The following is a 12709-nucleotide window of genomic DNA, read 5'->3' on the forward strand; positions in this document are numbered from 1 at the left end:
CGGTCACGACCGGTGGACCGCCTCCTCCAGGGAGTCCAGGATCCTGTCCTGCACCACCTCCGACAGCCCGGCGACGGTCGGCGTCAGGAAGATGTCGCGCGGCGACAGGTCGACGCCGAAGGCCGGTCCCACCCGCGACGTCACCCGCAGGCTGGTGATCGAGTCGCCGCCCAGCGCGAAGAAGTCGTCGTGCACGCCCACCCGGTCCAGGCCGAGCACCTGCTCCCAGATGCGGCCGAGCGCCTCCTCGGTCGGATTGCGCGGCGCGACGTACGACTCCGCCTTCTCCCGCGGCGGGGCGGGCTCCGGCAGGGCGGCGCGGTCCACCTTGCCGTTGGCGTTCAGCGGCAGCCGGTCCAGGGATACGAACGCCGCGGGCACCATGTACGCGGGCAGCCGCGCGCCCAGGCTCGCGGCCAGCTCCTCGTGCGAGGGCGCGGGCCCGCCGGCCGCCGGCACCACGTACGCCGCCAGCGTCCGGCGTCCGGCGGCGTCCTGCCTGGCCATGGCGACGGCCTCGGCGACCCCGGGATGCGCCAGGAGCGCGGCCTCCACCTCGCCCGTCTCGATCCGGAAGCCCCGGATCTTGACCTGGCCGTCCACCCGGCCGAGGAACTCCAGATCGCCTTCGGGCGTCCAGCGGACCCGGTCCCCCGTGCGGTAGAGCCGCCCGCCGCCGCCGAACGGGTCGGCCACGAAGCGTTCGGCGGTCAGCGCCGGCCTGCCGAGATAGCCCCTGGCCAGGCCGGAGCCCGCCAGGTACAGCTCGCCCGGCGCGCCGACGGGCACGGGCGCCAGGGCGGCGTCCAGCACGTAGGCGCAGGTGTTGTCCATGGGACGGCCGATCGGCGCCCGTCCCGCCTGTACGAGCTCGGGGGTCATCTCCCGGGTCGTGACGAACGTGGTGGTCTCGGTGGGCCCGTACCCGTTGTGGAACGTGGTCCCGGGGCAGCGGCCGATCACCCGCGCGAGCGCCTGCGGCGAGGCCGCCTCGCCGCCCGTCCACACCTCGCGCAGCCCGGCGAAGCACTCGGGCAGCTCCTCGGCGAACAGGTTGAACAGCGCCGCCGTGAGGAACATCCCCGTGACGCCGTGCTCGGCCGCCAGCGCCCGCAGCCGCCGCGCGTCCAGGTCGCCGGGCGCGACCACCACCTCGCCACCCGCCAGCAGCGGCACCCACATCTCGTACGTGGCCGCGTCGAAGGCGTGCGGCGAGTGGAACAACACCCGGTCGTGACCGCCGCCGCGCCAGCGGTGGTCCCAGGCCAGGCTCACCACGTCCTCGTGGGTGACCGCGACGCCCTTGGGCAACCCGGTCGAGCCCGAGGTGTACATCACGTAGGCCAGCGAGCCGGGCAGCGCGGTGGGCAAGGTGGTGGGCGGGGGGCCGGGGGCGGGCAGGTCGCCGTCCACCTCGACGGCGGGCAGGCCCAGGTCCGCGGCGCGCCCGGCCAGCGACCGGTCGGTCAGCACCGCGACCGCGCCCGTGTCCCGCAGGATCCACCGCATGCGTTCGGCCGGGAAGTCCGGATGCAGCGGCACGTACGCGCCGCCCGCCCTGAGCACGGCCAGCATCGACACCAGCGCGTCCGGCGAGCGTCCCTGCAACACCGCCACCCGCGACTCGGCGCGTACGCCGAGCCCGGCCAGCACCCCCGCCAGCTCCCCGGAACGGCGGTCGAGCTCCCCGTACGTCAGCTCCGCGCCGCCGCCGCGCACCGCCACCGCGCCGGGCATCTCCCGCGCCCGCTCGGCGAACAGCTCGTGGACCGTCCGGCGCGGGTAGTCGCGCGCGGTGTCGTTCCACTCCGTCAGCGTCAGCCGCCGCTCCCGCGCGCTCACCGCGCTCAGCGACCCCACGGTCCCGCCGGGGTCCGCGGCGAGCTGCCCGAGCAGCGCCGACAGGCTCTCGCCGAGCCGTCGCACGGTCGCGGCGTCGAACAGCTCCTCGTCGTGGAGCAGGACGAACGACAGCTCCTCGCCCGGGTAGACGACCAGGCCGAGCGGGTAGCCGTTCGCCTCGGCGGCGTCCACGTCCCGCAGGCGCGGGCCGGGGGCGGCGTAGTCGATCGGGTAGTTCTCGAAGACCACGATGTTGTCGAACAGCGCTGTCCCCGGCGGCACGTCGCTCCACGCGCGGATCCGGGTGAGCGAGGCCGCCTCGTGCTCCCGCGCCCCGGCCTGCGACTCCTGGAGCTCGCGCAACCAGGGCAGCAGCGGGCGGGCGCCGTCCACGTGCACGTGGACGGGGAGCGTCTGGATGAAGATGCCGATCATGGACTCGGCGCCGTCCAGGTCCTCGGGGCGGCCCGACACCGTGGCGCCGAAGCACACCCGCGGCTCGCCGCTGTGCCGGGACAGCAGGATCGACCACGCGCCCTGGACCAGCGTGTTGAGCGTCAGGCCGGCCGCCGCGGCCCGGTCGGCCAGCCGCCGGGTCAGGTCGGGCGGCAGGGCGGCGCGGACCCGTCCGGCCGCCTTGGGCCGGTGTTCCCTGCCGGGCGGCCGGTCGTAGGGCAGCGGCGTCGGGGCGGTGAGCCCGGCCAGCGCCTCCCGCCAGTACGTCTCGTCCGCGGCGAGGTCGCGCCCGGCCAGCCACTCCACGTAGTCGCGGAAGGGGCGGCGCGGCTCGGGCGCGCCGCCGTCGCCCTCTCCGGAGAGCCGGGCGTACGCGGCCAGCACGTCGCGCAGCAGCCGGTGCACGCTCCAGCCGTCCAGCAGGATGTGGTGCAGGGTCCACACGACGCGCACGGTGTCGTCGTCCAGCCGGATGACCGCCAGCCTGGACGGCGGCGCGGCCGTCAGGTCCAGGCCCTCGGCCCGGTCCGCGGCGAGGAGGGCGGCCAGCGCGGCCCGCCGTTCGTCCTCGGGCAGGCGGCGCCAGTCGTGCCGGACGACCGGCAGACGGGCCCGCCCGTGCACGATCTGCACGGGATGGTCCAGTCCCTCCCAGGCCAGGGACGTGCGCAGCACGGGCGTCCGGTCCACGACCGACTGCCACGCCCGCGCCAGCGTCCCGGGGTCGTCGACGCCGTCGAGCAGCATGCCGAACTGGGCGACGTACAGGTCGTCGCCGGCCGCCAGGCACTCGTAGAGCATGCCGGCCTGGCCGGGGGTGAGCGGGTAGACGTCGGTCACGTCGCGTCCGTCGCCGATCAGCCGGTCCAGGCTCGCCTGGTCCAGCCCCGCCAGCGGGTAGTCCGACGGGGTACGCCCGCCCGCGCCCGGTTCGGCGCAGTGGCGTACCAGCCGGGTCACGTTCGCGGCGAACCCGTCCGCGAGCCGGGCGACGGTGGCCTCGTCGTGCAGGTCGGCCGAGTACTCCCAGGTCACCTCCAGGCGGCCGGCGCGCACCGCGGCGACGACGTCCAGGAGGTGCGGCCGGACGTCGCCGGGGTCCTGGAACAGGCCGATGGGCGCGACGTCCCGGTAGAGGTCGCCCAGAGGCGGGTCGAACCGGCCGAGGTAGTTGAAGCAGACGCCGGGGTGGCAATCGGGCGCGGTGCCGCGCAGGTGACGCAGCACGCCGTACCCGAAGCCGCGGCCCGGGACGGCCCTGACCTGCTCCTTGACGCTCTTCAGCAGTTCGCCCCAGCCGCCGTCGCCGGGCAGGCGCAGGGCCAGCGGGAAGTAGGTGGTGAACCAGCCGACCGTGCGGGACAGGTCGGTGCCGGGGAAGATCTCCTCCCGGCCGTGGCCCTCGGTGGCCAGCAGCAGGTCCGTACGCCCGGTCCAGTCGCCCAGGGTGCGGGCCAGCGCGGCCAGCAGCACCTCGTTGACCTCCGTACGGTAGACGCCGGGGACGTCGCGCAGCAGGGCGCGGGTGGTCTCCTCGTCCAGCGACACCGTCGTACGCCGTCCCGACGCCACGAGGTTGGCCCCCTCGCGGTCCAGCGGGACGTCCGCCGCGCCCGGGGCGTCGGTCGCCCGGGTCCAGTGGGGGAGTTCGCCGTCGAAGGCGGCGGCGTGGGCGGCCAGGGCGCGGGACCAGCTCACGAAGGAGGCGGTCTCCGCGCCCAGGTCGACGGGCTCGCCGCGGACGGCCTGCCCGTACGCGGTGTGCAGGTCCTGGAGCAGCACCCGCCAGGACACGCCGTCCACGACGAGGTGGTGCGCGGTGAGCAGCAGCCGAGGCGAGCCGGAGCCGGTGAACAACACCGCGGCGAACACGGGCCCGCGCTCGGCGTCGATGCCCCGCTGCACGGCCTCGCTCTCCCGCGCGATCACGCCCCGCGCGTCGCCTTCGTCGGTCTGGTCAGTCTCGCCGGTCTCGTCGTCGAGGCGGACGTGGCGCAGGACGTTCCCGGCCGGTGGCGGAGTGACGTGCTGGGATCGTTCGCCGTCGTGCCGGGTGACGTGTGTCCGCAGCGCGGCGTGCCGGGTGACCAGGGCGGACACCGCCACGCCCAGCGCATCTGCGTCCACGTCCGCCGCCAGCTCGGCCTCCACGTACTGGTGGAACGTCCCCGGCACGGTGAACCGGTCGTACAGGAAACGCTGGATCGGCGTCAGCGGCGCGGACCCGCCGTCGGCGGCATCCTCGGCGGCGGCGTTCGCGGGCTGCTCGGCCCGCCGCACGTACGGCGCCAGGGCCGCCACGGTCTGCCGCCGGAACAGGTCGCGCGCGGTGAGCCGCAGCCCGGCGCGCTGCGCCCTGGACACGACCTGGATGGCCAGGATCGAGTCGCCGCCCAGCGTGAAGAAGGAGTCCTCGGCCCCCACGCGCTCGACGCCCAGCACCTCGCCCCAGATCGCGGCCAGCTCCCGCTGCACGGACCCCGAGGGCGCGACGTAGGCCGCCGTTCCCGCCCGCGCGCCGGGCTCGGGCAGCGCCGCCCGGTCCACCTTGCCCCGCTCGGTCAGCGGGAACGCGGGCAGCACCATGATCACGGCGGGGATCATGTGGTCGGGCAGCGACCCGGCCAGGAAGGCCCGCAGCGCGGCCGGGTCGGGTTCGGCGTCGCCCGCCGGGGTGACGTACCCGTTGAGGCGGTCGCGTCCCGGGGAGGCCAGGACGACCGCGCCGCCCACCGAGGGGTGGCGCTGGAGGGCGGCCTCGATCTCGCCCGGCTCCACCCGGAAGCCGCGGATCTTCACCTGGTCGTCGCTCCGCCCCAGGTACTCCAGCTCGCCGCCGGGCAACCGGCGGACCAGGTCCCCGGTCCGGTACATCCGTCCGCCCGGAGGGCCGAACGGGTCGGCGACGAAGCGCTCGGCGGTGAGGCCGGGCCGGTTCAGGTAGCCCCTGGCCAGGCCGGGCCCCGCCAGGTACAACTCGCCGGGCACGCCCTCCGGGACCGGGTTGGCGTAGGCGTCCAGGACGTACCCGGCGCTGCCGGTCAGCGGGCGGCCGATCGGCGGCAGCCCCTCGCCCTCCCGGCTCACGTCCCCGGCGGTGGCCACGACGGTGGCCTCGGTGGGCCCGTAGTTGTTGACCAGCCGGAACGGGACGCCGGGCCGCGGCCGGCGGCGCAGCACGTCGCCGCCCGTCAGGACGGTACGCAGCGCCGTCCCGTCGATCGCGGGCAGGTCGAGCACGGTCTCCAGCCGGGGCGTCGGCAGGAAGCAGATCGTGGTGCCCATGGCGGTGAACCAGGCCACCAGCGCGTCCGGGTCGTCCAGCGCGTCCTGACCGGGGAAGGCGACGCGGGCCCCCGCGCACAGGTAGGGCCAGACCTCCCACACGGCGGCGTCGAACCCGAGCGAGGCCACCTGGGACGCCCGGTCCCGGGGCACCACCCCGAACGCCGCCACGTGCCAGGCGCACAGGTCGGCCAGGCCGCGGTGCTCGATCATGACACCCTTGGGACGGCCCGTGGAGCCGGAGGTGTAGATGATGTACGCCAGGTCGCCCGGCTCCGCCACGCAATCGGGCCCGGCGCCGGGGCGGTCGCCCGCTTCCGTGTCGCCGGGGCGTACGACGGGCAGCCCCTCGTGGTCCTCGTCGGCCAGCAGGATCGGCGCGCCGGTGTCGGCCATCACGTACGCCAGCCGCTCGGCCGGGATGCCGGGGTCGAGCGGCACGTACGCGCCGCCCGCCTTGAGCACGCCGAGGGCGGCGGTCACCATGTCCGGGCCGCGTTCCATGCACACCACCACGGGCACGCCCCGGCCCACGCCGAGGCCGCGCAGCCGGTGCGCCAGCCGGTCGGCGCGCCGGTCGAGGTCGGCGTAGGTGCGGGTGCCGCCGTCCCACTCCAGCGCGACGGCGTCGGGCGCGACCCGCGCCCACTCACTCACCTGCACATGCACCGGCCGCCCGGCCGGCCCGCCGCCGCGACCGGCAGCGGGAGCGGCGGGATCGGTCATCGCGGGGGCGGTCCGGGGAGCGGATGGCAGGGGGAGGCGGGCCAGGGGGCGGTCCGGGGTCGTGGTCACCGCTTCCAGCAGCGCGATCAGGTGCGCGGCCATCCGCTCGGCGGTCGCGGCCTCGAACAGGTCCGTGCTGTACTCGATCATCGCGTCGAGCGCGCCGCCGTCCTCGCGTTCGACGAACTCCAGCGTGACGTCGAAGATCGAGGACACGTGCGGCAGCCGGTACGGCTCCGTACGCGCCCCGGCGAAGCGCGGCGTCTTCGGCGGCGCGTTCTGCAACGCCACCATGGCCTGCACCAGGGGCGTCCTGCTGGGATCGCGTTCGGCGTCCAGCTCGCGCACCAGCCGGTCGAAGGGCACGTCCCGGTTGGCGAACGCGTTCAGCACGGTCTCCCGCACCGCGCCCAGGAACTCGGCGAACGTGGCGCGCTCGTCCACGGTGGAGCGCAGCACCAGGGTGTTGATGAAGCAGCCGATGAGCGGTTCGAACTCGGGCAGGTCGCGTCCGGAGACGGGGGTGCCGACCGAGACGTCCCGCTGGCCGGCGTACCTGGACAGGAGCACCTGGCAGGCCGCGACCAGCACCATGAACGGCGTCGCCCCGGTACGCGCGGCGAGGTCCCCGAGCGCGGAGGCCAGCTCCGCCGGGACGGTGAAGCGGTGCGCGGCCCCCGCCGAGCCGCGTACGGCCGGGCGCGGCCGGTCGGCGGGCAGGTCGAGCGGGGTGATCCCGTCGAGCCGGCGACGCCAGTGGTCGAGCTGGTCCGCCAGGCTGTCGTCGGTCCAGCGGTCGCGCTGCCAGGCGGCGTAGTCGGCGTACCGGACGGGCAGCGGCGCGAGGGTGGCCCGGTGGCCGTGGCGGGCGGCGTCGTAGAGCAGGCCCAGTTCGTCGGCCAGGACGCGCATGGACACGGCGTCGATCACCGAGTGGTGCAGGCTCAGCACCAGCAGGTGCTCCTCGGCGGACCGGCGCAGCACGGCCAGGCGCAGCACTGGGCCGTGGGCCAGGTCGAAGGGCCGGGTCACCTCGTGCCGCAACATCCGGTCCAGCTCCTCGCCGGGCAGGCCGGCGACGTCGGTGACGGTCAGCGGCACCTCGACGTCCGCGTGCACCTTCTGTACGGGTTCGGCACGCGTGGGGTCGGCGCCGCCGTCCTCGATCGTCGTGCGCAGCGGCTCGTGCCGGGCGATGAGCTCGCCGAGCGCGGTGCGCAGCGCCTCGGGGTCGAACGGCCCGCTCAGCCGGTAGCCGAACCGGACGTTGTACTCGGTGCCGCCGGGGTCGTGGGCGTGGAAGAACCAGAAACGCCGCTGGGCGTAGGAGAGCGGCGCGTCGCGTCCGGGCGGAAGCGGGGTGACGACGTCCGCACCCTCCACGTGCGCCCCGGCGCGGTTCTCGTCCGGTTTCAGGGAGGCGGCCAGGGCGGCCACCGTGCGTTCGCGGAAGATCGCCCGGGGGGACAGGCTCGTGCCGAGCGCGGCACGGATGCGCGGCACCACGCGGAAGGCCAGCAGGGAGTTGCCGCCGATGGCGAAGAAGTCATCGGTCACGCCCACCCGGTCCAGGCCCAGCACCTCGGCCCACAACTCGGCGATCACCCGTTCCTCATGATCGCCGGGGGGCGTGTAGCCGGTGGCGCCCTGGGGGCCCGTGGCGGGCAGGGCGGCGCGGTCCACCTTGCCGCTGGCCGCGAGAGGGAGCCGGTCGAGAGGCTGGAACACCGAAGGGATCATGTACTCGGGCAGGTCCCGCGCGAGGAACGCCCGCAACTGCTCAGGCGACGGCCCAGCCGCCCCCTCAGGGGACACACCGCCCGGGGTGATGGGGACGATGTGGGCCACCAGGCGGTCGCCGTCGGCGACGACCGCGGCGGCGGCCACGCGCGGATGCCGGGTCAGGGCGGCCTCGATCTCGCCGGGCTCGATCCGGTGCCCGCCGAGCTTGACCTGGTCGTCCGCCCGGCCGAGGTATTCGAGCTCCCCGTCCGGCAGCAGGCGCACCACGTCCCCGGTGCGGTACATGCGCTCGCCGTCCGTCCCGTACGGGTCGGCGACGAACCGTTCGGCGGTGCCGCCGGGACGGCCCCGGTACCCGCGGGCCACCCCGGCGCCCGCGACGTACAACTCGCCCCGCTCGCCCGGCGGGACCGGCCGCAGCCGGGCGTCGAGGACGTAGGCCCGCGACCCGGACATGGGCCGGCCGATCGGCACCGCGCCGCCGGGCGTGCCGTCGCCGGGTTCGAGGCGGAAGGCCACGCAGCCGACCGTCGTCTCCGTGGGGCCGTACTCGTTGACCACCGTCACGCCGGGACGGTCCGCGCGCCAGCGGCCGATCGCGTCGCCGTGCAGCGCCTCGCCGCCGATCACCAGCTCGCCGCGCTCCGGGGAGGCGTCCGGCGACCCGCCCTCCAGCAGCGGCAGGTGGCTCGGGGTGATCTTCAGGAAGGACGGCCGGACGCCGCCCGGCTCGTCGAGCGTGCCCGCGTGGACGCGCCCGCCCGCGACGAGCGGCCCCCACAGCGTGGTCACCGACAGGTCGAACGAGATCGACGAGTGCAGCAGCGCCGTGCCCGCCAGCCCCGGGTAGTCCCGCAGGCAGCAGGCCAGGTAGGCGGCGAGCTGCCGGCGTTCGACGAGCACCCCCTTGGGACGGCCGGTGGAGCCGGAGGTGTAGATCGCGTACGCCAGGTCCGCCGGACGGCCCGGGGGAGCGGGCGGCGCGTCGGCGAACGGCGCGGGATCGTCGTCCACGCACACCACCCGCGCCGCCGTCACGGGCAGCCGCCCGCGCAGCGCCCGCTGGGTGACGACGACGGGCGCGCCCGCGTCGTCGATCACGACGGCGAGGCGGCTCGCCGGCACGCCGGGATCCAGCGGCAGGTACGCCGCGCCCGCCTTGAGCACGCCGAGCAGCGCCACGACCAGGTCGAGGCCGCGCTCGGCGTAGACGGCGACGAGCGTGTCCGGACCGGCCCCGAGCCCGCGCAGGCGATGGGCGAACCCGTTCGCGCGCGTGTCGAGCTCCCGGTAGGCGAGCGAGCCCGCGGCCGAGGAGACGGCGGTGGCGCCGGGAGCCAGCCGGACCCGCTCGGCGAACAGATCGAGGACGTCACGTGTCGAGTTGTCCATCACCCGGTGCTCCTAGCCTCAGTAGATGACGCGGGAACGCGCGTCCAGCCGGAACTCGCGCGACTTGCGAAGATCCCTGGCCACGTTCAGCCGGCGCAGCCACCGGTCCGTCCCGTCGAACCGGGCGCGGAAGGGCTTGCGCCCGTGCACGGCCTTGTAGTTGTCGATGACGCAGATGTCGCCGGGTTCCAGCACGATCCCGGTCATGGCCGCGTCCACGGTCGCGGCGAGGGCGGCGAGCGCTTTCTCCTCGTCCTCTCCCTGTATTCCTTGCATATAGTGCGGATCGACGCAGAGATACGGGTCGTCCGGGGCGCCGAAAAGCACCGGCATCGGCTGCGGATCGGTCAGCGCGCTTTCGACCTGGCGATAACTGCGGCGTTTCAGGTCGGCCACCCTCGGGTCGTCGTCCCGGTCCGGGGCGCGATTCTCAGGACGGTGCGAGTCGTCCGGGAGAATGAGAAATCGGTGCTCCCGGAGCAAGGCTTCTGTGGCCTCGTCGAGATGTATCGAACCGACCTCGGCGAAGGTCGTCTCCACCTTGTCGGGATTACGCAGGCAGAACAGCCCGAGATAATCCGTGCGGAGCGGGTGGAAGGCGTCCTCGGTGTGCCAGACCAGCGTTTCCGCGCTGCTCCAGCCGATTTGCTCGCGTTCGAAGCCGCGCATCGGGAAAACGTCGTGCATGATGCGTCCGTCCTGCTGCGTCACCCAGCCGATCGGCTCGCCCAACAGGCTCATGACCAGGTAGAACGCGATGTCCAGCGACAGTGTCGGCGACGGCGTGGGCCGCGATTTCCAGTCCTCGGGAGTGGGGCCGAGCGCGGCGTCGTCCACCGGTAGGCCGGAGATCACCAGCAGGCCCGACGGCTCGGCCAGGCGAAAATCGTGCAACTCCGCGCGGAGGCGTCTCGGCAGCTCGTCGGCATAAACCCGGCCGATTTCCTGGAATTTCGCGGACTCTACTCCCGGATGCTGCCGGGCGAGCTCGCCCGCCAGCTCCGTGATCGCGGTCACCTCGTCTTTCCGCAGTTCGAAAGTCGACACAACTCGCTCCCTTCCTCGGCGACACCCGTCCGGTCAAGGTTCGGTCGTCGGCGGGCCGGAGCTCAATGTGTTTGAGCCTCAAGCTAAACAGGGCAGTCACGAAGCCGGTGTGCTAGCGTCGAAAAGGTATCAGCGAGCGTCCCGTGCCGGTGTCGGCCCCCGGGCGGAAGCGCCGCGCAAGTGAAATTCGCCGACGACCCGGCTCCTGGTCGGCGCTTCCCACGACGTCATTGACAGCGGAGGAGGACCCGGTGCGCCGATCACGTCTGGCAAGGATCACCAGTGCGGCGGCTCATTTACAGGTGTTCGCCATCGCGGGGATCAGCGCGGTGTTGCTGATCAGGACCTGGCTGGCGAGCACGGGCTACCCGAAGCTCGGCGCCGGAGACCTGCACATCGCGCACGTCCTGTGGGGCGGCCTGCTGATGGCGGTCGGGCTCGGCCTCACCCTCGCCTTCCTCGGCGAGCGGGCCAGGACGTGGGGCGCGCTGCTCGGCGGAGCCGGGTTCGGCACGTTCCTCGACGAGGTCGGCAAGTTCGTCACCGAGCGCAACGACTACTTCTACCGGCCCGCCGCCGGCATCATCTACCTGGTCTTCGCCGTCCTGGTCGTGCTGGCCCAGTGGCTCAAGGGCCGCACCGGCTACACCGCCGCCGAGCGGACCGCCAACGCGCTGCACGCCGCCCTCGTCGGCGTCACCTCCGGGCTGACGGTCGAGCAGCGGCGCAGCGCGATCCGCCTGGTCCAGGACTCCGGCGACCCGCTCGACGCGGCCACGGTCCGGCTGCTCGGCATGGTGCCCCCCAGCGAACCGCCCCGCTTCCCCGCCGTGCGCGCCGCCCTGGCCTGGCTAGAGCGGTTGTGCCGGCGGCCGGTCGTGGTGGTGCTCGCGGTGGTCTACCTCGCCGTACGGGCCCCGCTGCCCCTGGTCGGCCTGGCCCTGGAGAGCTCGTACGACTCCCTCGGCCAGGAACGGGAGTGGGGAGCGGTGATCGGCCTGGCGGCGTCCGCGGCGGTGACGGTGCTGCTCAGCCTGTGGGGGGCGGCCCGGTTACGGTGGAACCGGCCGGCCGCCTTCCAGGCGCTCTACCTCGCGCTCCTGGTCGACATCCTGTTCGGCCAGGTGTTCGCGTTCATCGTGAACCAGTTCTCGGCGGTGCCGGGGCTGGTCGCGGACCTGCTGGTGCTGGCCGTGCTCGGCACGACGAACCGGCACCTGCGCAGAACCGCCCCGGCCCGCGACCCCGGCGACGGGCCGGGGGCGCGGGCCGGGAACGAGGACCGGGACGGCTGAGGTTCCGGGAGCTACGCCCGCGACGGTTCCGCCATGGCGACCGCGATCCGCCGCGGCCCCGTGTACGGCTCCCGCCCGTGCGAGGTGAGCATGTTGTCGATGACGAGCAGGTCGTCGGCCGCGTAGTCGAAGCGGCGGGAGGCCGCCCGGTAACACTTGCGCAGGTGGTCGGTGACATCGTCGGGGATGGCGCCGCCGTCGCCGTAGTAGGTGTTGCTCGGCAGCCCGTCCTGCCCGCACATCTCCAGCAGCCCCTCGCGTACGGCCTCGGGCAACGTCGTGACGTGGAAGAACGTGGCGTGGTTGAACCAGACGGGCTCGCCGGTGACCGGATGCCGGTGCACCGCCGCGCGTACGGCCTCGGTGCGCAGCCGCCCGTCCCCGAGCCAGGTCGCCCGTACGCCGTTGCGCTCGCAGTACGCGGTGACCTCGTCCCGGTCGGAGGTGTTGAACGCCTCCGACCACGGCATGCCGAGCTCGTCGTCGTAGGTGCGCACGACCATCCAGCCGCGCCGCTCGAACTCCTCGCGCACCGCCGGGTCGAGGGTGTCGTGCACCTCCCGGGTGGAGGCCAGGGGAGTGGCCCCCTGCGACTCCGGCGGCCGCATGCAGTGGAAGAACAGCACCATGGGCCAGACGGCCTGGTAGGAGTTCTCGTTGTGGAGGAAGATCTCCTCCTCGGGCGGGTAGTCGGTCGAGGTGTAGACGTTGCCCTTGATCACGCTGCGCGGCGACGACCGTTCGGTGTAGGCCAGCGGCGTCCCGGAGAACGCGCGTACGGCGGCGTCGAACCCCTCGACGCCGCCCACGTCGAAGCCGCGGAACAGCAGCGCCCCGTGGCTGGTCAGGCTCTCGCGCAGCGCGCGGTGCCCGGCCCTGATCCGGTCCTGGACGGGCTCGCCGGCACCCTCGATGATCAGCAC

4 protein-coding genes are annotated in these 12709 nt (G+C 74.2%); 1 reads left to right on the top strand and 3 read right to left on the bottom strand.

Going from position 1 to position 12709, the window contains the following annotated elements; genetic code table 11:
• Window positions 1–3: 3 nt before the first annotated feature.
• Window positions 4–9444, bottom strand: coding sequence for a non-ribosomal peptide synthetase (locus IEZ27_RS19025; protein WP_189648465.1), 9441 nt, complete (start codon window positions 9442–9444; stop codon window positions 4–6).
• Between the two features lie 18 nt (window positions 9445–9462).
• Entirely contained in the window at window positions 9463–10491 is a 1029-nt protein-coding gene (gene gntD / locus IEZ27_RS19030; protein WP_189648466.1) for a guanitoxin biosynthesis L-enduracididine beta-hydroxylase GntD, read from the bottom strand.
• 251 nt (window positions 10492–10742) lie between these two features.
• Between gntD and IEZ27_RS19035 the strand changes: the two genes are divergently transcribed.
• Window positions 10743–11786 carry a hypothetical protein gene (locus tag IEZ27_RS19035; RefSeq protein WP_189648467.1) on the top strand — a complete coding sequence of 348 codons (1044 nt, stop codon included), beginning with the start codon at window positions 10743–10745 and terminating at the stop codon, window positions 11784–11786.
• An 11-nt stretch (window positions 11787–11797) separates the two neighbouring features.
• Here IEZ27_RS19035 and IEZ27_RS19040 read toward each other — a convergent pair whose 3' ends face one another.
• Entirely contained in the window at window positions 11798–12709 is a 912-nt protein-coding gene (locus IEZ27_RS19040) for a TauD/TfdA family dioxygenase (protein WP_229824117.1), read from the bottom strand.

Origin of the sequence: Nonomuraea spiralis (assembly GCF_014648435.1) — a bacterium.
In the GTDB taxonomy this organism is placed as follows: Bacteria; Actinomycetota; Actinomycetes; order Streptosporangiales; family Streptosporangiaceae; genus Nonomuraea; species Nonomuraea spiralis.

Excerpts from the sequence above, each read along its gene's own strand:
- IEZ27_RS19025 (WP_189648465.1), bottom strand. The coding sequence starts at position 9,444 with ATGGACAACTCGACACGTGACGTCCTCGATCTGTTCGCCGAGCGGGTC.